Here is a 24,245-nt window from a genome sequence, read left to right as displayed (position 1 = left end):
TCAGCCAAACGGCTCGACTTCGTTAGCCGACACCAGAAGCGTAACAAGATCGACCGCCTAAGGGCGGGCGACCTCGCTCTACTGAGTTAGGCGGTGTGTCTTTGGCGGTGCGGGTCTTGTGGGCGCTGACGGCGCCGCAGAAGCCCTAATGCGCCCAGCGCGACTAAGCCGACGGTGGCCGGTTCTGGCACTGGCGTATTCGAAATCGTGGTCCCCGTTTCAAGAAGAACAAAGGTAGCGGGATCGTAGACGTCAAACGCTTGCGTCAGTGGCGGCGCGGATGTGCCGAGCCAGGTGAATTGCACAGCAAAACCGCTCAGGCTCTTGCCGACCGCAAGTCCGGTCCCTAACGCGGAGACATCGTACAGCGCAGGCACCCCGCCCGGCGCCGAGGCGAGGATCGTTTCCAGCCAGTCATTCATAACAGCCGATGAGGACACGGGCGTTAAAGAGGTTTCATCGTACAGTGCAGGATCAAACCACAGATCGAAAAGACCCAACGAAACCCCGCTGCCCAGAGAACCATCGTTGGTTACCGTGTAGTCGTAGCGGTAACTGTTGCTCCCTAAATCCGTCAGCGCCGTGGTGATGCTAATAGCGTGTGCGGGGCTGGCGAAGAGGGTCGCTATCCATAAAAAAACAACTAACTCACAGCGGCTCATCAAGCGCCGGGGCAGGCGCAACGCGGAAACCCGTTTTTTCAACCCACAGGGGCAAGTCAACGACGTATCCATTAGTCAAGCTCTCGATTCAGCAGAAGAAAGAAGAAAAAAGAAAGGAAAAAACGCAAGGGCAGAAAAAAGCGCAAGGAAAGACCCACGAACAAGCCGGAGAAAAGGCAAGGCGAGAACAGGGCGTCTGTCAGGGATTGGGTGAGAGAGAACAGAAACGACGAAACGACGCGCACCACAGCGCACGGGAAACGATGTAGAACGCCAATGGACCCAGCGATCGGGCACCAGCGCGCCATGAGAACGAATGCAAGTCAATAAATCCACGTTCGGCAATCCCTCAAATCACCCTTTGCCTTCCAACTGCGCTTCTTTTTTTTACAAGAGGCAGGCGCGTTGCGTCACAGTGTTACCGATCAATCCGATCTGGCGAGTTGGATGACCTCAACGCCTAGAAAGAAACCCCAACCTCTCAAAACCAAGACAAAATCAAGACAAAATGTACCCAAACTTAATGCAAAATAAATTCCAGTTTAAAATAAAGCAAAAAGAACAGTGCTTTATCTAAAAGACCTCCAGCGAAACCCTACAAGAAACCCAAGAGTTGTAAAAAATCCTGACAGTGCGTCAAGTGAAGCCTGTGTGTAAACCGTACAATTCCAGCCTGGAGGCGTCCCGTTCGAGGGCTGTTCGGCTTCACTGTATAGCCTCCCATCCCGAAACAAAAGACCCGGATTCTCCAAGAACTGATCTCCACCTAAGACTCAAAGCTATCAAATCAATGTCTTGCAAAAGAGCCGCCCGTACACACTTGACCTAAACAGCGTTGATGAGGTGCTCGCTGCCTGCTGGGAATCTGGAGTGACCGTGCTCTTCGCAAGTGTAAAAAATCCTGACACATCGCGCCAGACAAGCTTTCGAATCGGGATCAATGGCATTCATGGCTTCGTTCGCAGCCGTTTGAAAAGGCTAGCGCCTGACAGCGAAAAAGGGGTGCGAGATCAACGGATTGCGCGATGCTGTAAAGACCTTCGGATTAGCGGGTCTAGGCGCTGAGCTACAGGCCCGCCGGTTTTTCCATCGTGGAAGTCGCCGATGGGTTTACGGTCGATTTAGAAGAGTTGTGATAGGGTTTCTGGGTTTTTGATGTTAACCAAAATAAAAATTTTAACGATAAAATGGCGTATCGATTTGAAAGCGTCGCCCTCACTCCAGCGCCAGCACCAGCCGTTTGCCCAGCGCGGCCGCCGCGCGCTCCAGTTGGTGCAAGGTGGGCGAGTGACGGGGATTTTCCAGCCGTTGCGCAGACGGCCAGGAGGTTTCCAAGGCACGGGCTAGTTCAGCCAGCGACCGATCTCCGCGCGCTTGACGGATCAATAAGGCCGCTTGTGTACGGGCGTCGGGGGCAATGAGATACAGGCCTTCTTCTGCCGGAGATGGAGTGGGTAGCGGTTGGTTCTCCTCCAACATCCAGCCCAGAATGCCCGACAGGGCTTCGCTAGCGTTGAATAAGGCTTCATCCAGCGTTTCACCGTCAGTCATAGCGCCTTCCACATCCAGGAAGCGCACGAAGAAACCGCCACCTTCTTCAGGTTCCAGCACGGCGGGATAGCGAATTTCCATAGAATGCCTCACTTGAGTTTGACGCCGGTCTGTCGCGCGATACCGACGAGCAATCCCGGTTTCAGATCGCGCTTACCGTGCACAGGCACGGAAACGGATTGACTTCCCTTCACCATGACATGATGGCTGCCGTTGATACGCGCCAGCGTCCAACCCGCCGCTTTTAACTTGGCGATCACCTCGTTCCCGTTCATATCAACAAGAATACATCAAGATAGATAGAACCAGTGCACTCTCCGTCAACAAGCTTGAACGGATGGCGACCGGGATCGCGACTGGTCCCCCTCCAACAAGTTGAAGTCGGCGGCATCTTTCACACCAGCCGGTGGCCGCCAGTCCCCACAGTCGCCCCGCAATGCGATGATCCGGGAAATCTGAAGCCTCTTACCCGCATTCCAGCAGTGGTATAACGAACAGCGATTACATAGTCAGTTGCAGTATCGCACGCCAGCCGCCGTCTTGGCCCAGGTGGTCGCTATACCCTCTTAACCTGCGGAAGTCTTTTTTGGGGCACTACCATATGATCACCTTTGTTCGATTCTGCTATAGGCCAAATACCACCGCACACATAGGAGAATGATCTCCTTTTCATAACGGTGGCCTTTGAAGTCGATCAGGCGGCTTATCCTAAGAGTCTTGGGCGGACTGCATAGACTACCGAAACTAAACAACCTCCGCTTAATGCAACGGAACCGTGCCAGGAGCATTGATGATGACGACGCCATTAAGCAGAGTAGACGTTTCGCCGGAGTTAGAGAAGCTGGCGGTAGAGGTCGCCCGGCACATCAAGGCGGAACAAGATTTAACGGCACTAAGTCGGCAATTATTGAAGCTGACGGTCACCCCCCGTCTATGGCGTGGGTAGTGCCAGGATAAAACCACCAGAACTTCGGTCTTTCTGTTTTTTAAATATTACGTAACACGTATTTTTACGCATCTTAATCCCTATAATTCAAGATTCCGTCCATTATCTTGAATTGCAAAATCGCTGGCACAGCCGGTCTAGGGGCGCAATCCACTGGCAGGATTGATGGGCGAGACCTCAGAATGAAATGAGCTAGAAGCGAGCGATGCGCGCCCTTCCCGTGCTGCCTTTTTGCGGGGGTTCCGTTGCGTTAGCGGGGGTTGTTGAGTTTCGGTAGTCTATGCGGCCCGACCGAGATGCCTAAGAGTCCGTTTTTAAACATACTGATTTTAAATCATGTGTTACAGTGGAAGAGAGTGATTTGAGGTAAGTGGGAGGAGAAGTCATGTGGACGGTTGAGAACCGGGTGCGCTACAACCGAGACCAGCTACGTTATCCGAGTGATCTGACGGACGCGGAATGGAGTCTGGTCGAACCGCAGATTCGCCCGGCCAAGCCGGGCGGTAACCGACGGCGGGTCAATGTCCGTGAAGTGATGAATGGGATTTTGTATGTGCTATCCACGGGCTGCCAGTGGCGAGCGGTACCGAAGGATTTGCCCCCGTACCCAACCTTGTTTGGGTACCTGGATTTATGGATGTACGATGGCACTTTGGATGATCTGCACACCGCCTTGTATGACCAGTGTCGCACCCAAGCGGGGCGCAATCCCGAACCGACCGCTGCCATCATTGACAGTCAAAGCGTCCAATCGGCGGAAAAAGGGGGGCGCGGATTGATCCTGCGGGCTATGATGCTGGGAAACGGATCAAGGGCAAGAAGCGGCACGTCCTGGTTGACACCCAGGGGTTAGTCCTGCAAGCCCTAGTGCATCCGGCGGATATCCAGGATCGAGACGGTGGGTTGTATCTCCTGGCTACACTCCAGAAGACCTTTCCCAAGCTCAAGACGCTCTTTGCGGATGGAGCTTATCAAGGCCCCTGCTTTGGTCAAGGTGTCGCTGCCTTGCGAGGCGATCTGACCGTCGTGATCGTCAAGCGTCCGGCCGGTACAAAAGGGTTTACCGTCCTGCCCCAGCGCTGGATCGTCGAACGTAGCCTGGCTTGGCTCAACCGCTGTCGGCGACTCGCCAAAGACTGGGAGAACCTCAACCTCAAAGCCTTGGCCTTCCTGCGCCTCGCTTCCATCCGATGTATGCTCAGAAAACTTTGTAATCCCAAATAATGTTTTGAAACGGACTCTAAGGCAAACCGCATGATCGACTTCAAAGGCCATCGCTATGAAAAGGAGATCATTCTCCTATGTGTGCGGTGGTATTTGGCCTATCCGTTGAGTTATCGGAATCTGGAGGAGATGATGGCGGAACGCGGGGTTGCGGTTGATCATACGAATGTCTACCGTTGGGTTCAGAAGTTCACACCGTTGCTGGAAGCCTGTTTTCGCCGGGGGCATAAGCAGCCGGTGGGTTTAAGTTGGCGGATGGACGAGACCTATATCAAGATCAAAGGGCAATGGAACGACCTCTATCGGGCGGTCGACAAGACCGGGCAAACGGTTGATTTTCTGCTGACCGCACACCGTGACAAGAAGGCCGCGTTGCGGTTTCTGAAGAAAGCCATCCGCCAGCATGGCCGCCCCACGAAGGTCACCATTGATCAAAGTGGAGCCAACACCGCCGCGTTGATCGCGCTCGACGCCAACGTCAACGCCGATTCCAAAATCGACATCCGCCAGCGCAAGGACTTAAACAACTTGATCGAACAGGATCACCGAGCCATAAAACGGCTCGTTCGGCCGATACTGGGCTTTCAAACCGTTCGCTCTGCCCGCATCACCCTCCAGGACATTGAGCTGATGCACAGGATCAAGAAAGGTCAGATGCAAAACTCGCAGGACTTGTCAGCTGCCCAGCAATTCTATTCCCTCGCCGCCTAGCTGTGCCTGCGACAAGGCCACCCTAACTTAGGCATTACCCTACAGAAATTAACGCAACGGAACCCTTATAGCAGAATCGAACAAAGGTGATCATATTCTATTGGAGCGAAAGAGATCATCGACGGAGCAGTGAGTTTGCCTGCGGATGGCTTTGGCCTGTGCCCACTTGTGTTCGATGGGGTTGAGATCAGGGGAATAGGGCGGGAGGTATTCGAGGGTGTGGCCAGCCTGACGGAGGGTGTTTTGAATGTCGGCGCGTTTGTGGAAGGCGGCGTTATCCATGACGATCACGGCGGCCGGTGGCAATTGTGGGAGGAGAACCTGGTGGACCCAGGCGAGGAAGACCTCGGCGTTGACGCTGGATTCAAACAAACCGACGGCCAGGAGCTGCAAGCCCAGGAGGGCGCCGATGACGTTGGTACGACCCTTGGCGTGCCAATCCCAGCGGCCATAACAGCGTTGTCCAATCGGGGCGTAGCCCTGCCGACGCGGCATGTCCTTGGAAAACCCACTCTCGTCAATCCATACCAGCGGCCGTCCGGCCGCTTCATAAGCCGCCTGCCGCGCTTGAAAGGCATCCCGCGCCGCCGCGTCTGCGCGGGGATGGTACTGCGTTTTTTTTATAGGACACCCGCAGCTTTTTCTTCAGCGCATAGCAAATCGTACTCTGCCGAACACCTAATCGCGCTGCCCGCTCGTATTGGTAGGCATCCGGATACTCCCGTACATCTTGCGCCAGTGCGTCGATAGCCAGCTTACCTCGCCGAAACCCCGATGGCTTACGCTCCGGTCGCTTAACCCAGCGCATCACGCTCGCTTTCCCCACCGCAAAACGCGCGGCGGTCTGCTCAATCGATAGCTGATCCCGCTGCCGGATCGCCAGCACATGTAGTCGAAAATCCAGTGAATAGGCCATCTCGATACAATACTCAATATTATTCGATCTTGCTATAATCCGCCAAAGCTTGGCCGAGCGGAGCTGGATGATCAAGGTTTACCACCGCCGAGGCCAAGGCTAAAATCATCAAAGACGCAGTGCGCGTTTATCTCGCTGCCTCCCCTCTACACCTTGGATTCAACTGCGTAACCTCAGTACAGGACGAAATTTATAACTTAATGATTAGGATGAGGTTAAGCTAGGATTTTGGCAGGTATTCCCGCTCCCATTGATGATCCTGTTGGCGAACTCAAGGCGGTGCTGGCTGAACACCTGCCTTGGCATGGTGCTCGGATTGGTTTTCTGGCGCATTTTCTTCTGGCACTGTTCAAAGTTCGTAGCGTCAATTTGGCTGAACTAGCCACGGGGTTTGGGGGTACGGTGCGGGTGGCGTCGCATTACAAGCGACTGCAACGGTTTTTTCGATCCTTTGAGATGGAACCCGATTCTTGGGCGCGGCTGTTGGTTCGACTGGCGCCGGTGGGTGAGGGCCCGTGGCGGTTGACGCTGGATCGCACGCACTGGCGGTTTGGCCAGACGGATATTCATTTCCTGGTGCTGGGTATCGCCTATCGCGGGATCGCCCTGCCGGTGTTCTGGACGGTGTTGGACAAGCCTGGCAACTCCAACACCGCCGAGCGCATCGCCTTGATGGAGCGCTTTCTCGCCGTCTTTGGTGTGGAGCGGATCGCCGTTCTCTTGGCCGACCGTGAATTCGTGGGTGAGGCGTGGTTCCGCTGGTTGCAAGCCCAGCAGATTCCCTTCCACCAGCGCATCAAATGCGACACGCTCGTCCCCAACCACTGGAATCGGCTGATGCGCATCGACGCACTCTTGGGGTCGCTCAAACCCGGCCAGGTCTACCGACTGCCGGGGCGGCGTCCGGTCTGGGGTTGCTTTGTCCATCTCTCGGCGTTGCGTCTAGAGAACGGTGAGTTCCTCATCCTCGCCACCTTCGGCGCACCCCAGAATCAGGCCATTGAGGCCTACGCCGACCGCTGGCAAGTGGAGACTCTGTTCGGTTGCCTCAAAACACGCGGCTTCAATTTCGAGGATACCCATCTCAGAGACGCCCCGCGCTTGGCCAAACTGATGGCCCTGCTCGCGCTGGCCTTCGTTTGGAGCTACCGCACCGGCGAATGCCTGCATGACCACATTCAGCCCATCCCCTTAAAAAAACCCTTCAGCGTCCCCTTAAGTCCCTCTTCCGGCACGGCCTTGATTTCCTCCGTCACATCGTCCTTAACCTCACCGAGAAATTCCAGGATTTCCTGGACTTTGAGGTTTTTGTCCTGTACTTAACTGCGTAACTCCTAAAGTTTCATTCAATCGAAACGAAAACAGGAGAATTGACGTGAAGAAAAATATTGCTTGTGTCGACCTATTCTGCGGCGCGGGCGGACTGACGCATGGCTTCATCTTGGAGGGGCTTCCCGTCGTCGCGGGCATCGATCTCGATCCTGCCTGCCGCTTTCCCTACGAAGAAAACAACGGTCAGGCCAAATTCGTCGAGCGCGATATCAGCAAAGTCACAGCCGATGAAATCAAAGGGCTGTTTGGCGACTCCGATCTGACGATCTTGGCGGGTTGCGCACCTTGCCAGCCATTCTCGACTTATGCCCAGCGTTATGAGCTGGATGGCAAAGACGGCAAGTGGGGCTTGCTGTATCAGTTCGCGCGCCTCGCCCAAGGCTCGATGCCTGACGTCATCACGATGGAGAACGTGCCAACCGTAGCAAAGCACGAGGTATTCCATGATTTCGTAGATACGTTGAAGCAGCTCGGCTACGAGGTCTGGTACGACGTCGTCGACAGCTCCCGTTACGGCGTCCCGCAAATGCGACGACGGATGGTTCTACTGGCTTCCAAGCATGGCGAAATTCAGATGATCGAGCCAACCCACGAGAAGCCGAAAACCGTGAAGCAGGCCATCGGCCATTTGCGGCCTCTCAGTGCCGGAGAGTCCGCGCCCAGGGACAAACTGCACGCCACCTCGATGTTGTCCGAGAAGAATCTCAAACGAATCAAAGTCTCCAAACCCGGTGGCACTTGGCGTGACTGGCCCAAGGACTTGATCGCCGAATGCCATCGCGCCGAAAGCGGGCGCACTTATCCGGGCGTCTACGGGCGTATGGAGTGGGACAAACCAGCCCCGACGATGACGACCCAGTGTTACGGGTTCGGCAATGGTCGCTTCGGCCACCCCGAGCAGGATCGAGCCATCTCCCTGCGGGAAGCGGCGATCTTGCAGAGCTTTCCGCGCGACTACGCGTTCATCCCGCAGGACGGCGAGGTGAGTTTCAAGGTGATCGGGCGATTGATCGGCAACGCGGTTCCCGTCGATCTCGGCCGCGCCATCGCTCGCAGCATCAATCAACACCTCGCGTCGGTCGCGGCTCGATGATGGATTGACGAGGGCTACCCGATGCTTCGACCCGTGTCCTCTTCATCCGATGCCAGTCGCCGCATGGCGAAGGTGCGACAGAAGGGGACAGGTGCGGAAGTGGCTTTGCGACGGGAGATGTACCGCATCGGCCTGCGCTACAGGATCGACTACGAAGTGCTGAAGAAGCCTCGTCGTGTCGCGGACGTGGCCTTCCCCGGTCGAAAGATCGCCGTTTTCGTCGATGGTTGCTTTTGGCATGGCTGCCCCGAACACGCAACATGGCCAAAGCAGAACGCGGAGTTCTGGCGGGAAAAGATCGAAGCGAACCAGAGGCGGGACGAGGACACGAACGACCGTCTGCGATCCATCGGTTGGACGGTGCTGCGGTTCTGGTCGCACGAGCCACCGACCGAGGCCGCCCGAACCGTTGCGCGTGCGGTTGCCTTGGCCGACTCGAAGCATCGCGTGGTGTCGTACAGCGCGAACGAAAAGAACCGATAAGGGAGATGGCAATTACATGGGTGTCCAGAACGAACGGCAACCTCAGACCTATCGCGCTCGCCCCGAGCCAGGGCAACTCGTCGAAGTGCGCCGCCGTCAGTGGGTGGTGGCCGACGTCGATGCAGCCGGACTCGATACCGGTACACCTCAACACTGCCTGACGTTGTCGTCGATCGACGAGGACGGTCTCGGCGAAGAACTGCAAGTCGTCTGGGAGATCGAGCCGGGCGCTCAGGTCATCGAGCGGGCTGGCCTGCCTTCGGTTACGGGGCAAGACGACTCGAACACGCTCGACGCGTTCTTTGATGCCGTGCGATGGGGTGCGGCCACCAATGCCGATCGTGGATTTCTCCAAGCCCCGTTCCGCAGCGGCGTCAGCATCGAGGACTTCCAACTCGATCCCCTGGTGCGAGCCATCGATATGGCCCGCGTCAATCTGCTCATCGCCGACGACGTCGGCCTCGGCAAGACCATCGAAGCCGGTCTTGTCATTCAGGAACTGCTGCTGCGGCATCGCGCGCGCACCGTTCTGATCGTCTGTCCCGCCTCGCTTCAGGAGAAGTGGCGCGTCGAGATGTTGGAGAAGTTCGGCCTCGACTTCCGCGTGGTCGATACCGACTACATCAAGCAGTTGCGGCGCGAGCGCGGCATTCACGCCAATCCGTGGACGTCGCATCCGCGCCTCATCACGTCGATGGATTGGGCCAAGGGCGGCGAAGGCCTGCGCGCCATGCGCGACGTGATCCCTCCGCACGTCGGCCACCCTCGCAAGTTCGACCTGCTGGTCGTGGACGAAGCACATAACGTCGCTCCCGCCGCAGGCGCACACTACGCTTTGGAAAGCCAGCGTACGCGTTTCGTCCGCGCCATCGGCCCGCACTTCCAGCACCGGCTGTTCCTGACCGCGACGCCGCACAACGGCTATACCGAGTCGTTCACATCGCTGCTGGAATTGCTCGACGACCAACGCTTCGCGCGCAACATCCTCCCCGACGAAAAGCGCTTGAGTCAGGTGATGATCCGTCGCCTGAAGAGCGATCTGGTCGATGCGCAGGACAACCCTTTGTATGCCCGCCGTACCTTGCAGGCGCTCGAAGTTCCGTACACGGCGGAGGAGCGCGAGATTCATCGCAAGCTGGACGACTACTGTGTCAGCCGCGAGAAGGACGCGGGGAAAGCTGGCAACGGCTTCGGCACCGCCTTCGTGAACCGCCTCCTCAAGAAGCGCCTACTCTCGTCGCCAGCGGCATTCGCATCCACGATCGAGAAGCACGTCGCATCGCTGTCCGAAGCTCGGCCCGCGAAGCCGGACACGATGGCCGATCGCATTCTGTACACGGCCATCCTGAAAACCGACGAGGACTACGCCGACGATCGGGAGGTCGAGAACGCCCAAGCCGAAGCCGTCGAGGAAGCGACACGCCGTGCCTCGCCCCTGACGGCGGAGCAGCGTGGGATGCTGGACGAACTGAGGGCATGGGCGCAACGCGCCCGAAATCAGGCCGACTCGAAGGCCAAGGCCATCCTCGACTGGCTCACGGCCAACCTCAAGCCGGACGGTCAGTGGAACGACCGCCGGGTGATCCTGTTCACCGAGTACCGCACCACGCACCAGTGGATACATCAAATCCTCGCCAGCCACGGTTTCGGCGGTGATCGTCTCGGCCTGTTACACGGCGGCCTTTCCCAAGAAGAGCGCGAACCCGTCAAGGCGGCGTTTCAAGCCTCTCCACAGGATTCACCCGTCCGCATCCTGCTCGCCACCGACGCGGCGTCCGAAGGCATCGACTTGCAGAACCACTGCAATCGGCTCATCCACTTGGAGATTCCCTACAACCCCAACGTGATGGAGCAACGCAACGGTCGTATCGACCGCCACGGCCAGCGCGAAAAGGAAGTGCTGATCTGGCACCCGGTCGATGGTGGCGACACGAACGGGGCATCGGTCGGCGGCCACGGCGAGGACATCCTGCGCGCTTTGCGGAAGCTGGATTCGATGCGCGCCGACATGGGCAGCGTCAATCCCGTCATCGCACCGCAGATGTCCGGCCTCATAGAAGGCTCGCTGAAGGACTTGGACACCCGCCTCGCCGAAGCGCGGATCGCCCGCGCCAAGAACTTCGTCCGTGCCGAACGCGAGTTGAAGGAGCGTGTCGCCAAGCTGCACGAGCGTCTGCTCACCACCCAGCAGGACTTCCACCTCACGCCCGGCCATGTTCTGATGGCGGTGAAGACCGGTCTCGTGCTGGCTGGCCGCCCGCCGCTGGAACCCGTCGAACTGGCGGGCGCACCCTCGGGCAGCGTCTTCCGGATGCCCGCGCTTTCCGGCTCCTGGGCGCGATGTCTGGAGGGTCTGCGCCACCCGCACACCCAGCGGATACGGCCAATCACCTTCGACCACGCCGTCGCCAGTGGCCGTGACGACGTCGTGCTCGTCCATTTGAACCATCGCCTGGTGCAGATGTGCCTACGCCTGCTGCGCGCGGAGATCTGGGCGCAGGACGACGTGAAGAAATTGCATCGTGTCACCGTCCGCACGGTGCCTGACGCGCAGATCGACGGCCCTGCCGTGGTCGTCGTCTCGCGGCTGGTGGTCACGGGCGGCAACCATCATCGGCTGCACGAAGAGCTGACGGTGTCGGGCGGCTACCTTCGGGATCAAGCTTTCCGGCGCGAAGAAGGCGTTACCCGCGTCCAGCAATGGCTGGATGAGGCAAAGCCCATCACCGCAGCCCCATCCTTGTTCGATGCACTTCGCACCCGCTTCGACCGCCAGCAGGAAGCCATCCTGAAAGCCGTCGATGCCCGTTCGAAGGAACGCCTCAGATTCCTGACCAACACGCTCCAGACCCGTAAGCAGCAGGAGATCGACGACATCGGCACCGTGCTGGACGATCTGGAAAGGGCCATCCAGTCCGAACTGAAGAAGGAGCGGCAGCCCGAACAGCTCTCGCTCTTCACCGAGGACGAGCGCACACAGCTCCGCCGCGACATCGCGGCACTGGAAGCGCGCCTCGCGCGCATTCCCGATGAGCGCCGGATGGAAACGCTCGCCATCGAAGCTCGCTACGCCAAGCTCTACGACCGCACCTTCCCTGTGGCCGTGATCTTTGTCGTGCCGGAGTCTGCCGGAGGTGTCGCATGAGCATGCACCACGAATGGCTCTCGCTGATCGAGATTTCCGGCCCGTTCCTCGCCGTCCCCGTCCTGAAGGAGGTCTTCCCGCAGGGGTTGGAAGAACTCGACGCAGCCAAGCGCAAGCGACTGCGCCAAGCCTACGACGAATGGCACGAAGCTCAGGAAAAGGACGATCCGCGCTTTGCCGATCTGCATACGGCATGGATCGATGAAGTCCTGTCGCGCGGACTGGAGCTCGACGAGGACGGTCGTGGCGATGTGCTGAAGGGCAAGGACTGGTGCGCCACGCATTCGAACGTCAGCTTGCCCGAGCATGGAGTCAGCCTGTCGCCTGATTTCGCTGTCGTTGGCAATGACGACAAGCCGCTGATGCTCGTCCACGCCTACGGGTCAGACGTCGATCTCGATGCCACCTCGAAGCTGGACGGCTGGGCCAGCACACCGGCGGAACGCATGGTGACGCTCTGCCGCGCCACGGGATGCCGTCTCGGCCTCATCACCAACGGCGAACGCTGGATGCTGGTCGATGCGCCGGAGTGCGCGGTCACCACCTTCGCCAGTTGGTATGCGCGCATCTGGGGTCAGGAGCCAGTCACCCTCCAAGCCTTCGTCCACCTCTTGGGCATCCGGCGCTTCTTCGTGGACGAGTCCGAACGACTCCCCGCGCTGTTCGATCGCTCGCTGAAGTTCCAGGACGACGTGACCGACGCCTTGGGCGAGCAGGTGCGGCGCGCCGTCGAAGTGCTGATCCAGGCGCTCGACAAGGCCGACCAAGACCGCAGCCGCGAGTTGCTGCGCGGCGTGAAGGAAGCCGAACTCTACGACGCCGCGCTGACGGTGATGATGCGGCTGGTCTTCCTCCTCTCCGCCGAGGAGCGCGGCCTGCTGCTCCTGGGCGACGAACGCTACGAGGCGAACTACGCGCTCTCGACCTTGCGTATGCAATTGCGCGCTGAATCGGACGAGATTCTGGAGCGCCGCTGGGACGCATGGTCACGTCTGCTGGCCGTGTTCCGCGCCGTGTATGGCGGCATTGAGCACGAAAACCTGCGCCTGCCCGCATTGGGCGGCTCGTTGTTCGACCCGGACCGTTTCCCCTTCCTCGAAGGCCGATCCAAAGGCTCCAACTGGCGCATCGACGTCGCCAATCCGCTGCCCATCGACAACCGCACCGTCTTGCTGCTGCTCGAAGCCATCCAGCAATTCCAGGGGCGCACGCTGTCCTACCGGGCGCTGGACGTCGAACAGATCGGCTACATCTATGAGGGCTTGCTGGAACGCACCGTCAAGCGCACCGCCGAGGTCACTCTGGAACTCGACGCCACCAAGAGCGCCCAGTCACCTTGGGTCACTCTGGCCGAACTCGAATCGGCTCGGTTGGACGGTGCCGAAAGACTCGCCGAACTGATCCAGCAGCGCTCTGGTAGTTCCGCCAGTCGCGTACGCAACGATCTGGCTCGTCCCATTGACGATGCGCTCGCCGATCGGGTGCTGACGGCCTGCCACGGTGATACGGCGCTACGCGATCGCATCAAGCCCTTTGGCCATCTGGTTCGCACCGATCCTTGGGGCTACCCGCTGGTCTATACCGCTGGGGCCTTCATCGTCACCACCGGCTCCGACCGGCGCGAGACCGGCACCCACTACACGCCGAGATCCCTCACCGAAGCTATCGTCGCCGAGACGCTCACGCCCATCGCCTACGTCGGCCCGGCGCAAGGTACTCCGCGCGCGAACTGGATGCTGAAATCGCCCGACGAACTGCTCGACCTGAAAATCTGCGACCCGGCGATGGGTTCGGGCGCGTTCCTCGTCCAAGCCTGCCGCTGGCTGGCCGACCGGCTGGTTGAGGCATGGGCGCAAGCAGAGGCGCACGGCCGCATGGTCGGCATCAATGGGAAGTTGGTGGATGCCGACGCCAGCGAAGAACCACTGCCACGCGACACCGAGGCACGCACCGTCGTCGCCCGCCGCCTCATCGCCGAACGCTGCCTCTACGGCGTCGATCTGAACCCGTTGGCGGTCGAGCTGGCCAAGCTCTCCATCTGGCTGGTGACGCTGGCCAAGGGGCGTCCCTTCGGCTTCCTCGACCACAACCTGCACTGTGGCGACAGCCTGCTCGGCATCCATCGGCTGGATCAACTCACGCAGCTTTCGATGAATCCCACCGGCCAGGGCCAGCTACGCCTGTTCGGCCAGAACGTTGAGCAGGCCGTGCGTGAGGCCATCGAACTACGCTCGCGCCTGCGTGAGATGCCGATCCGCGACATCCGCGACGTGGAAGCCATGGCGCATCTGGACGCCGACGCGCGCCGCAGGCTCGAAGTACCGGAATGCATCGCCGATGCCTTTATCGGGGAGGTGTTCGCATCGGCCGGCGGCACGGCACTGGAGAACGCGCTGGCGTCACTGACCATCCAGGCCGGGCAGGCCATCGATGGCGACCGCGAAGTGCTCGCCTCGATGCGCCGGAGATCGGTTGTCGCGCTCTCGACCGATCTGTCTGCCGACAAGCCTGCGCGTCGGCCTTTCCATTGGCCGTTGGAGTTTCCGGAGGTGTTCGCGCGCGAGCGCGGTGGCTTCGACGGCATGGTCGGCAATCCGCCCTTCTTGGGAGGAAAGCGCATCACCGGCGTCGCGGGCACTGCTTTCCGCGATTGGCTGGTTGCTCACATAGCCGAGGGGCGGCGCGGCTCGGCGGATCTGGTCGCCTATTTCTTCCTGCGAGCATTGAGCCTGCTGCGCGACGGTGGCGGCTTCGGGCTGCTCGCGGTCAACACCATCGCGGAAGGCGACACGCGGCAGCTCGGGCTAGAGGCCATGATCGGCGCGGGTGCCGTCATCCATGCAGCCTACCCGAACGAGCCCTGGCCTGGAAAGGCAGCGGTCGTCACCAGCCGTGTGCATTTCCACAAGGGCGAGTGGCGGGGCGAACGCTCGCTGCTCGGGCGACCGGCTCCCTTCATATCGGCTTTCCTGTCCGATCGTGAGGAATGGAGTCCGAAGCGCTTGAAAGCCAACGAGGGCATCGCGTATCAAGGCTCAATCGTGCTCGGCATGGGTTTCGTGCTTTCACCGGATGAAGCACAACGGATGCAGGATGCCGACCCGAAGAACGCCGACGTCATCTTCCCTTACGTCAATGGTGATGATCTCAATTCAGACCCCGGACAGCGTCCGAGCCGCTGGGTGATCAACTTTTGGGATTGGCCAGAAGAGCGCGCACGAGCGTACAAGTTGCCCTGGCAATGGATTGAGGAGCGAGTCAAGCCGGAACGACAGCGTTGCAACGAGAAAGGTGGATTTGTCCTGCGGAATCCACTGCCGGTTCGCTGGTGGCAGTACGCCGACAAGCGTCCCGCCTTGTATCACGCCATCGGCCGCGGTCACTATTTTGATCGCCATCCAAACGAGTGGAATCTCGCTCACGAGCAAAGGAGCGTCCTCACGTGCTCCCTCGTATCAAAGTTTCTCGGCATTGCGGTCGTTGATGCTCAGTGGGTCTATGCACATAGGCTCGCTGTCTTTGCTACTGATTCAATGGCCGTCTTTGCGTTCTTGGCATCTTCCATAAATGATGTGTGGGCACGGAAAAATTCTTCGTCCCTGGAGACTCGGCTGAACTACTCGCCGAGTGATGCATTCGAGACTCTGCCTCTCGCCGATCTTTCCGACCAACGTCTCGCCGAAATTGGAACTTGCTACGAGGCTACCCGGAGAGACATCTGTGCAGAGTTTGGTCTAGGTCTCACTGCTCTCTATAACCGATTCCATGCGAATACAGAGCATGGCCTTCGCATTGAAGGACTACGCGCTTTGCAGCGCGAACTGGACATCGCCATCACGCGTGCATATGGCTGGGATGACCTTGATCTCGGTCACGGCTTCCACGAAGTGCCGTATCTGCCGGAGCACGACCGTGTCCGCTTCACCATTTCGGAAGCTGCGCGCGTTGAAGTGTTGCGGCGGCTGTCGGAGCTGAACCGTCAGCGTTACGAGGAAGAGGTCACAAACGGATTGCACAGCAGCAAGACCGCCGGTTCCGGGACCCACAAGCCTCGCGCCGCACGTATAGAGCGAACACCCCCGCGCCAGCCGTCATTCGACTTCGATGCCGGTCCGGCCAACGAAGGCGCCTACCTCGCAGTCGCCGAGCCCCGAGCCAACTATCGGATCGGCGCAGCACACGCCATCGTCGAATACCTAGAGGGCCATCCCGGCTGGCACGCCAAATCCGACATCCTTGACGCTACCCGCATCACGGACAGCCAGTGGAACGCTGCGACCGCCGCCCTGATTTCGAGCGGTAGGGTCGAACGCCAGGGAGAAAGGCGCGGCGCGCGCTACCGCATCCAGCCCGGCAACGGGGACAACCGTCACGAGGGGACGTCATGACTCGAACCCAAGCCACGCCGACGTTCGAGATGACCGTCGATCTCAACGTCCTCGAACACCTCGGCATCAACCTCTACAGCAACATCGCCGCCGTCCTGACCGAAGCGGTGGCCAACGCATGGGACGCGGATGCGTCGAGTGTGCAGATTCGCGTCGATCCAAACAGCGAATGGATCGAGATCGAAGACGATGGCATCGGCATGTCCGTCGATGACCTGAACGGCAAGTACCTGCGTGTCGGCTATCGCCGCCGCGACGAGGACGCGGAGCATGGGCGCAGGACCGCCAAGGGCCGCCCGGCCATGGGCCGCAAGGGCCTGGGCAAGCTGTCGCTGTTCTCGATCGCAAACGTCATCGAGGTGCAGTCCTCCAAGAACGGTGACACGCACGGCTTTCGCATGAGCGTGCCGGGCATTCACGAGGCAGTGCAGGAAAAGCGCCCATACCACCCAGAGCCTCTGGCGAGCGAAACGCTCACCGTGACGCGGGGTACGAAGATCGTGCTGCACGAAATCAAGCGGCAGCGCCTCGGCAAGGGGGTGAGCGCGTTGCGCAAACGCCTCGCCCGGCGCTTCTCGATCATCGGTCAGGCCAACGGCTTCGAGATCAAGATCGACGGTCAGCCCATCACGGCGGCCGATCGCGGCGACTTGCCCAAAGTCCAGTTCCTCTGGACGTTCGAGGGTCACGAACCAGAGGCCAACACCATCTCACACGTCATGGAGCGCGAATCGCTGTCTGCCCGCTTCGATGCGTGGGATTCGGCATGGCGCGTGAGCGGCTGGCTCGGCACCGCACGCAAGCCCAAGGACCTCGACGACGACGAAGCTGGCAATCTCAACGGCATCGTGGTCTTCGCCCGAGGCCGCCTGTTTCATGAAAACGTGCTCGACCGTCTGAACGACGGACGGCTCTACACGAAATATCTCACCGGGCAGATCGAGGCGGACTTCCTCGATGCCGACGATCAGCCGGACATCGCCACCAGCGACCGCCAGCGCGTGCAAGAGGACGACGAGCGGTACATCCAGTTGATCTCTTTCCTCGGATCACAGCTCAACAAGCTCGAAAAGCGCAGGAACGAATGGCGCAGGAAGCACGAGGTTGAGAAGGCGAAGGAAACATCTCCAGCCCTCGCCGAGTGGCTGGAGACGCTGCCTGAGGGCTACAGGAAGAGCGCGGAGACGCTGATCGCCAAACTGAGTGCGCTGCCGGTCGATGACGAAGACGACCGCAAGCTCATGTACCGGCACGGCATCCTGGCTTTCGAGCGCATGAAGTTGCGCGGCTCGGCGGAGGAGTTCGTGACGAGCGTGGAGAGCGCAGACCGGCTGCTGGCCGTGCTCGCCGACCGGGACTCATTGGAAGCCTCGCTCTACCGCGACATCGTGAAGTCGCGTCTGGACGCGATCCGCGACTTTCAAACCATCATCGACGAAGACGCGAAGGAACGGGTGCTCCAGAAGTACCTGTTCGACCATCTCTGGCTGCTCGATCCTGCGTGGGAACGCGCCACGGGCAGCCCGATTATGGAGTCGCGCTTGACGACGGAAGGCGTGCTGATCGAAGACATGACCGAGAAAGAGCGCCTGGGCCGTGTCGACATCGCCTACCGCACCAATGCAGGCAAGCACGTCATCGTCGAACTGAAGAAGGTCGGCCGCAAGATGGGCTTGCTCGAACTGGTGGAGCAAGGCCAAACCTATGTCGACAAGCTGATGAAGATTTTGCGTGAGCAGAACCAGACCAGTCCCGACATCGAGGTGATCTTCGTCCTCGGCAAGGCCGTCGACGAAGAAGCATCCAACCCGGATCGCCTCAAGTCGTCAATGGCATCAATCTCACCGGGCAGTCGTATCGTCCATTACGGCACCCTGATCCGTGGCGCGCAGGAGGCCTATTCCAGAGCAAGGCGCTCGACAAGCTCGAAAAGATCGTGGACAGGATTTGAGGTAGCCGAGGTATGACAAGAACTCCAAACGCATGGATCGCCATCGACCAAGGTCTCGGCACCGATCGCAGGCTCGCGCCTTACACGCTGGTCTCGAAGGGTGATCGCTCCCTGTATCAGGCCGTCGCCGATGACGATTGGGTGATCGTGCTGAACCCCACCGGGGAGATCACCCGTGCCGGGCGTGCGCTGCGAGTTCGCTCCGACCTAGAAACCACCACTCTATTCTTCGATCAGGTGTCCGTCATCAACGCTCCGGTGCCGGTCGCCAGCGTCTCCCTGGCTCCGCCGTCGTCGGGAAGCATCGGTCGCATCCAGTGGGAGGAATTCGTCGCGGCCTTGTCCACGGCGCTGCGCCAGACGGTGGACGGAGTGCCGCCGGTCGAGGATCGAACCTACATCCGCGAGCTGCTGCAACTTGCCGTTGTGGACGACCTGCTCGGTCCGGCGGGCGGCCCGCACGAGCGCATCGTGGACATGGGCGTGCGAGACCGCTATCTGGTCGGCAAGCTGGCACCGCGTGAGGATGCCAAGGGCGGCATCGAGGGGTTGGAAGGCCCGTTGGCTGAGGACGAGGTCGAGGAACCCTCCGATCCCATCGTGCCCGGCCAGCACGAACCCGGTGCAGAGTTTGGGACGGCGACCGGACGGGTGGAGCCTGAGGCCGACTCGACGGACGAGATCGAAGCCGCCAGCAATCAGTCACTGGTGCCGAGCAGCTTCGGCATGACCTTCTGCGTCGATGGCGACGTCGAGCGCATCGAGATAGAGGCGGCCTGGGGAAGCTACGAGCGAGTTCCAAACGAGGAACATGAGCTGACGCGCCCCAGCGGACAGAAAGCCAAGGTTTGGCAACGCATCCCCTGCGGCGGGAAGCTGGTGCTGCCGCTCACCGAAGGCTTGATTCCTCATCAGGCACCGGACGCGAATCGTCCGGCTGTGCGGATACAGGGTTCCATCCGTGCCAAGAACACCAACGGCGACCGTTTGGTGACGCTGTTTCTGATCAACGCCCAGGAGGAGCCCGACGCCAACCGCGATACCGCGTGGTTGTTCCAACCGGAACTGATCGTGCGCGCGGAAGCGGAGGCTTCCAATCGCGCCATCTTCCGCCGCCGCCCCGTGTTGAATGCCGACGGCATGGATGCCGAGCGTGAATCGCTGGAAATGATCTACCGCAACCGCGTGGAGTTCGCGGTCGGACACGGCGTCGCCGTCCATGCCGAGACGGCGGACGACGTGAATCTGGCCACCGAAGTGCGCACTACCGTGCTGCCTCAATACGAAGTGCAGGTCACGGAGACACCGGGACTCGACGCCGCAGACCGCCCAGCGATGAAGGCGATGGTGGCGAGCGGTCTGCTCGACATGCAGCGCCTCGCCACATTGGGCGTCGATGAGTTGGTCGCCGCCCTGAACGTACTGACGAACGACTACACCGCGTGGATCGCCGAGCAGCGCGTCCGCATCGGCGAGGACGTGGTCGGGTATGACACTTCGGCTGCACAGGCGTTGGATCGGTGTCAGGAAATCCAGAAGCGTCTACAGCAGGGCATCGACACGCTGAAGAGCGATGAAAAGGCACTGGCGGCTTTCCGTTTCGCCAACAAGGCGATGGCCATCCAGCGCGTGCGCAGCCAGTACGCGCTCGAAGTACGGCGAGGCCGGGACGTCTCCGTAGATCAATTCGATCTGCCGAAGAACCGTAGCTGGCGTCCTTTCCAGTTGGCGTTCCTGCTGCTGTCGATTCCATCGCTGGCCGATCCAACGAATCCGGATCGCGTGCAGCCGATGGAAGCCCATGCCGATCTGCTGTGGTTCCCCACCGGTGGTGGCAAGACCGAGGCATACCTTGGCGTGGCGGCGTTCACCATGGCGATCCGACGCCTGCAAGGCAAGCTCGGTGGCTACGACGCCTCTCGTGGCCTCGCCGTGATCATGCGCTACACGCTGCGCCTGCTGACCTTGCAGCAATTCCAGCGCGCTACTGCGTTGATCTGCGCGATGGAGGTGCTGCGGCGCGATGCGTTGGTAGCTGGTGATTCGTCCTTGGGCCATGAGCCTTTCACCATCGGCCTGTGGGTCGGCAACAAGGTGACACCGGGCACGACCGAAGACAGTCACCGCGCCATCGAGGACATCCGCAATCCCGGCAGGAATCACGCCGGGGCAACGTCTCCTGCGCAACTGACCAGTTGTCCGTGGTGCGGCTCGGACATTGCGCCGGGACGCGAAGTGGATGTGGACAAGGATCGAGGGCGCACCTTGGTCTACTGCGGCGACAAGAAAGGTCGCTGCGAGTTCTCTCGCGGTAAATCCGCCAAGCTCCCGCACCCCGGCATCCCAGTGTTGACAGTGGACGAAGAGATCTACCACCGCCCGCCGACGATGATGATCGCCACCGTGGACAAATTCGCCATGATGGCGTGGCGGGGACAGGTGCGCACGCTATTCGGTCGGGTGAGCCAGGAATGCGAGCGCCACGGTCTGCTGTGGCACAAAGCGGACTGCTGCACTGGCAATCACACCGCCGGGAAGGGTCTGCCTGCCGTCAAGGTCAGAAACGTTGCGCCGATCCGGCCGCCCGATCTGATCATCCAAGACGAGTTCCACCTCATCAGCGGCCCGCTGGGCACGATGGTCGGCCTGTACGAATCCGCCGTGGATGAGCTGTGTGGGTGGACGTTGGATGACAAGACGGTCAAGCCGAAGATCGTCGCGTCCACGGCGACCGTGCGCAAAGTCAAGGAACAGGTAAACAACGTGTTCATGCGGCGTGTGTCGGTGTTCCCGCCGCACGGCTTGGACGTGGAGGACAACTACTTCTCGGTGCAGCGTCCGATCGAAGAGCGGCCCGGACGCCGCTATCTCGGCGTGTGTTCGCCCGGCAGTTCGCGGCCCGCGATGCTGATTCGCGTCTATACCGCCTTCCTCACTGCAGCGCAGGCGCTGTTCGACCGTTTCGGTGAGCCCGCCGATCCGTACATGACCATGGTCGGCTATTTCAATTCGCTGCGCGAGTTGGGCGGCATGCGACGTTTGGCCGAGGACGACGTGCAGACGCGTTCCTACCGCGTCCAGATGAGTATGGTCGAACGGCCCGCGCTCGCACAGCGCAGCGTCAACAACATCCGCGAGCTGACGTCACGCGTCTCCAGTCAGGATATCCCGAAGTACCTCGACGATCTCGAGGTCAAGTTCAAGGCCGCGTTCGATGCGAGTGCCGGGAAGTACGTGACGAAATGGAACGAAGGCGACACCCGCGCGATCGACGTGGTGTTGGCAACCAACATGCTGTCGGTCGGTGTGGACGTGAATCGCTTGGGCCTGATGGCGGTCAACGGCCAGCCCAAGGGCACGGCGGAATACATCCAGGCCACCAGCCGCGTGGGGCGCTCCTTCCCCGGCTTGGTTTGCACGGTGCTCACATGGGCACGTCCGCGCGACCTCTCGCACTACGAAACCTTCGAGCACTACCACGCCACCTTCTACAAGCATGTGGAAGCGCAGTCCGTGACGCCATTCTCGCCACGTGCCATGGATCGGGGCCTGACCGGCGCGCTCCTGAGCCTGATGCGCCTGGATAACGACGCCTTCAGCCCGAACGTGGGCGCGGGCGAGTTGGATAAGTCCGACAAGCCGGAGATCCTTGACGCCATCGATGTGCTGGTCAGGCGTGCATGGAACGTCAGCGATACGACCACCATCAAGAGTCTGGCCGAGCGTGAGCTGAAGGAGCGTGCGGACGAATGGGCGAAGGAAGTGAGCGTTCCCGGCCGGATGTTGGCCTACGAAAAGCGAGGCGCACAGGCGGCGACGATGGTCGGGCTGCTCAAGTCGCCGGGCATCCATGCTTGGGACAACTGGACGGTTCCGATGTCGATGCGTGAAGTGGAGCCGGGCGTGCGCCTGATCATGAATACGGGGCACATCTCGGACGACCACGGGTGGAAGCCGCGTCCGGTGCCGAAGGATGAGGACTGACCATGACCACGAATCGAACACCCGTCGGGGAAGTCCGCCCCAGCCAACTGCTCTGGACATACGGGCCGGGCGCACTGATCGATCTGCCGAGCCTCTCGGTGGTGACACTGGGCATCGATCAGTGGGAGAAAGTCAGGTGCCAGCCCATCGGCGAGCCCCGCCTGCTCGCCGCCGTCCGCAAGGTTCTCGGGTCGCAGGTGGAGAACCTGCGCGTGCCGCCGTTCCAGAAGAGTGAACTGGTCGATCCTTGGTCGGCGGAGGCGAACATCGGTGTTCCCGTCCGCCCGTTTCCGCGCTGGATGCGCTGCGTGAAGTGCGGTCTGCTGTCGCCCTTCGACGCGGGGCTGTTCGAGATCAAGGAAAACCGCTTCCGTCCGGAACGAACCCGCTTCGTCCACAAGGGGTGTCGTGGCTCCAAAGGCGACCAGTCCTCGAAGGACGCCGACGCCGTTCCGGCGCGTTTTCTCTTGGCTTGCCGCGACGGCCACCTTGACGATTTCCCTTGGCATTACTTCGTCCACGGTGGCAACAACTCTTGCAAGGGCACGCTGCGCTTCTTCGAGAGCGGGGCTTCGTTGCAGACCGAGAACCTGTGGGTGAAGTGCGATGCCTGCGGCGCATCGCGCAGCATGGCACACGCCTTCGGCAAGGCAGGAAAGGAAAACCTGCCGAGTTGCCGAGGCAGACATCCTCACCTCAATCATTTCGACGAAGAGTGCGACGAGGAAGCGAGGGCAGTCCTGCTGGGTTCGACGAACAGTTGGTTCCCGATCACCTTGTCGGCGCTTGCCATCCCTCAGGCCAAAGACCCGCTCGGCCAACTGATTCAGGACGGATGGGAGTTCTTCGACGATCTGGATTCGGAGGCCGCCGTCGCGGTGACGGTGAAGACATTGAAGAAGACCGGAGCCTTGCCGGGCATCGACAAGTACCCGCCGTCGGATGTCTGGGCGGCCATCGAAGCCCATCGCAATGGCGGCGGGCAAGAGGTCGTTGGTGAGGCCGACATCAAGGGGCCGGAGTGGGAAGTGCTGACGGCGGCCAACCCGCCTGCGGACTACCCGCACTTCATGAGCAAGAAGGTCACTACGCCGCCGGGCTTCGAGAGCCGGATCGCCAGAGTGTTGCTGCTGGAGAGGCTGCGTGAGGTGAATGCCTTGTTGGGCTTCACCCGCGTGGAGGCTCCCGAAGAATCGAGCGATCCGGGTGAGCGTCCTCAGATGGCGGGCCTCGCGCGCCGCAAGCCGGATTGGGTTCCTGCGAATCAGGTTCACGGCGAGGGAATCTTCATCCAATTCGATGAAGCGGCGCTGCGGACGTGGGAGGCGCAGAGTGGCGTCAAGCTCGTCGATCGGATGCTCGAAGACGGCCATCGTGGATGGCGCAATTCGCGCCACCTCAATCCGAACGAGGGCTACCCCGGCATCCGGTACGCCATGCTCCACACGCTCTCGCACCTGCTCATCCGCGAACTGGCGCTGGAATGCGGCTACAACGCAGCGAGCATCCGCGAACGAATCTACACCGACGTGTCGGATGCGAATCCCCAGGCGGGCATCCTCATCTACACGGCGGCAGCCGATTCTGATGGGACGCTGGGCGGCCTCGTCGATCTGGGCAAACCGGAAAACCTCGGTCGGCTGCTCCGTCAGGCACTGAACCGATCCAAGGTCTGCTCGTCCGACCCGCTGTGCTCCGAACATGATCCTGCCAAGGATCGTTCGCTCCATGCTGCAGCCTGTCATGCGTGCAGTTTGGTCGCCGAAACCTCCTGCGAACGGGGCAACCGCTACCTCGACAGATCGTTGTTGGTGCAGACCCTCGACCGAGGGGATGCCGTGTTCTTCTCGGGGCTATGA

16 protein-coding genes and 1 pseudogene are annotated in these 24,245 nt (G+C 60.4%); 12 read left to right on the top strand and 5 right to left on the bottom strand.

Going from position 1 to position 24,245, the window contains the following annotated elements:
- Positions 1-86 precede the first annotated feature (86 nt).
- The 3 genes from BN873_RS17025 to BN873_RS17015 all read right to left on the bottom strand — a co-directional run bounded on the left by BN873_RS17025 (position 87) and on the right by BN873_RS17015 (position 2,488).
- On the bottom strand, positions 87-734 hold the full coding sequence (locus tag BN873_RS17025) for a PEP-CTERM sorting domain-containing protein (RefSeq protein ID WP_048676587.1): 648 nt from the start codon (positions 732-734) through the stop codon (positions 87-89).
- A gap of 1,143 nt (positions 735-1,877) precedes the next feature.
- Positions 1,878-2,294 carry a type II toxin-antitoxin system HicB family antitoxin gene (locus BN873_RS17020; protein WP_048676585.1) on the bottom strand — a complete coding sequence of 139 codons (417 nt, stop codon included), beginning with the start codon at positions 2,292-2,294 and terminating at the stop codon, positions 1,878-1,880.
- Positions 2,295-2,302: 8 nt separating this feature from the next.
- Positions 2,303-2,488 (bottom strand): type II toxin-antitoxin system HicA family toxin, encoded by a 186-nt coding sequence (locus BN873_RS17015; RefSeq protein WP_048676582.1) that lies wholly within the window; start codon positions 2,486-2,488, stop codon positions 2,303-2,305.
- Between the two features lie 196 nt (positions 2,489-2,684).
- Here BN873_RS17015 and BN873_RS21405 point away from each other — a divergent pair.
- From BN873_RS21405 to BN873_RS17000, 4 genes and pseudogenes are all read left to right on the top strand, one after another.
- Positions 2,685-2,783 (top strand): annotated as a pseudogene (locus tag BN873_RS21405) (hypothetical protein); the annotation flags it as partial.
- Between the two features lie 223 nt (positions 2,784-3,006).
- Positions 3,007-3,159 carry a hypothetical protein gene (locus tag BN873_RS20575; protein WP_171820515.1) on the top strand — a complete coding sequence of 51 codons (153 nt, stop codon included), beginning with the start codon at positions 3,007-3,009 and terminating at the stop codon, positions 3,157-3,159.
- Between the two features lie 385 nt (positions 3,160-3,544).
- Positions 3,545-4,383, top strand: a protein-coding gene (locus BN873_RS19745; RefSeq protein ID WP_102047061.1) for an IS5 family transposase whose coding sequence is annotated in 2 segments (ribosomal slippage) — positions 3,545-3,929 and positions 3,929-4,383 — 840 coding nt in all. Because the reading frame shifts where the segments join, the coding sequence is not laid out codon by codon here.
- Positions 4,384-4,413: 30 nt separating this feature from the next.
- Positions 4,414-5,094 carry an IS6 family transposase gene (locus BN873_RS17000; protein ID WP_048676577.1) on the top strand — a complete coding sequence of 227 codons (681 nt, stop codon included), beginning with the start codon at positions 4,414-4,416 and terminating at the stop codon, positions 5,092-5,094.
- Positions 5,095-5,184: 90 nt separating this feature from the next.
- On the opposite strand, the gene BN873_RS16995 is transcribed toward BN873_RS17000, so the two are convergent.
- Both BN873_RS16995 and BN873_RS16990 read right to left on the bottom strand, forming a co-directional pair.
- Positions 5,185-5,718 (bottom strand): IS630 family transposase, encoded by a 534-nt coding sequence (locus BN873_RS16995; RefSeq protein WP_242434461.1) that lies wholly within the window; start codon positions 5,716-5,718, stop codon positions 5,185-5,187.
- Positions 5,642-6,010, bottom strand: coding sequence for an IS630 transposase-related protein (locus BN873_RS16990; protein ID WP_048676573.1), 369 nt, complete (start codon positions 6,008-6,010; stop codon positions 5,642-5,644). Before BN873_RS16990 ends, BN873_RS16995 begins: the two co-directional genes overlap by 77 nt.
- Before the next feature lie 228 nt (positions 6,011-6,238).
- Between BN873_RS16990 and BN873_RS16985 the strand changes: the two genes are divergently transcribed.
- Genes BN873_RS16985 through drmB form a run of 8 tightly spaced genes read left to right on the top strand, consistent with a single transcriptional unit; the run spans position 6,239 to position 24,245 of the window.
- On the top strand, positions 6,239-7,333 hold the full coding sequence (locus BN873_RS16985) for an IS4 family transposase (RefSeq protein WP_048676571.1): 1,095 nt from the start codon (positions 6,239-6,241) through the stop codon (positions 7,331-7,333).
- A 52-nt stretch (positions 7,334-7,385) separates the two neighbouring features.
- A complete protein-coding gene (locus BN873_RS16980) occupies positions 7,386-8,435 on the top strand; it encodes a DNA cytosine methyltransferase (protein ID WP_048676569.1) in 1,050 nt (349 codons plus the stop codon).
- Between the two features lie 21 nt (positions 8,436-8,456).
- Positions 8,457-8,918 (top strand): very short patch repair endonuclease, encoded by a 462-nt coding sequence (locus BN873_RS16975; RefSeq protein WP_048676567.1) that lies wholly within the window; start codon positions 8,457-8,459, stop codon positions 8,916-8,918.
- A gap of 16 nt (positions 8,919-8,934) precedes the next feature.
- A complete protein-coding gene (gene drmD / locus BN873_RS16970) occupies positions 8,935-12,063 on the top strand; it encodes a DISARM system SNF2-like helicase DrmD (protein ID WP_048676565.1) in 3,129 nt (1,042 codons plus the stop codon).
- Positions 12,060-16,451, top strand: a complete 4,392-nt coding sequence (locus tag BN873_RS16965) for an Eco57I restriction-modification methylase domain-containing protein (RefSeq protein WP_048676563.1) — start codon at positions 12,060-12,062, stop codon at positions 16,449-16,451. The genes drmD and BN873_RS16965 overlap by 4 nt, the downstream gene beginning before the upstream one ends.
- Positions 16,448-18,418, top strand: a complete 1,971-nt coding sequence (locus BN873_RS16960) for a BbrUII/HgiDII family restriction enzyme (protein ID WP_242434459.1) — start codon at positions 16,448-16,450, stop codon at positions 18,416-18,418. The genes BN873_RS16965 and BN873_RS16960 overlap by 4 nt, the downstream gene beginning before the upstream one ends.
- A complete protein-coding gene (drmA, locus tag BN873_RS16955) occupies positions 18,415-22,386 on the top strand; it encodes a DISARM system helicase DrmA (RefSeq protein ID WP_048676561.1) in 3,972 nt (1,323 codons plus the stop codon). Before BN873_RS16960 ends, drmA begins: the two co-directional genes overlap by 4 nt.
- Positions 22,387-22,388: 2 nt before the next feature.
- Positions 22,389-24,245: a DUF1998 domain-containing protein gene (gene drmB / locus BN873_RS16950; RefSeq protein WP_048676559.1), complete on the top strand. Its 1,857-nt coding sequence runs from the start codon at positions 22,389-22,391 to the stop codon at positions 24,243-24,245.

The organism is Candidatus Competibacter denitrificans Run_A_D11 (genome assembly GCF_001051235.1).
Classification (GTDB): domain Bacteria; phylum Pseudomonadota; class Gammaproteobacteria; order Competibacterales; family Competibacteraceae; genus Competibacter_A; species Competibacter_A denitrificans.
The sequence above is the reverse complement of the archived record's forward strand: the minus strand, read 5'-3'. Positions and strand labels throughout refer to the sequence as shown.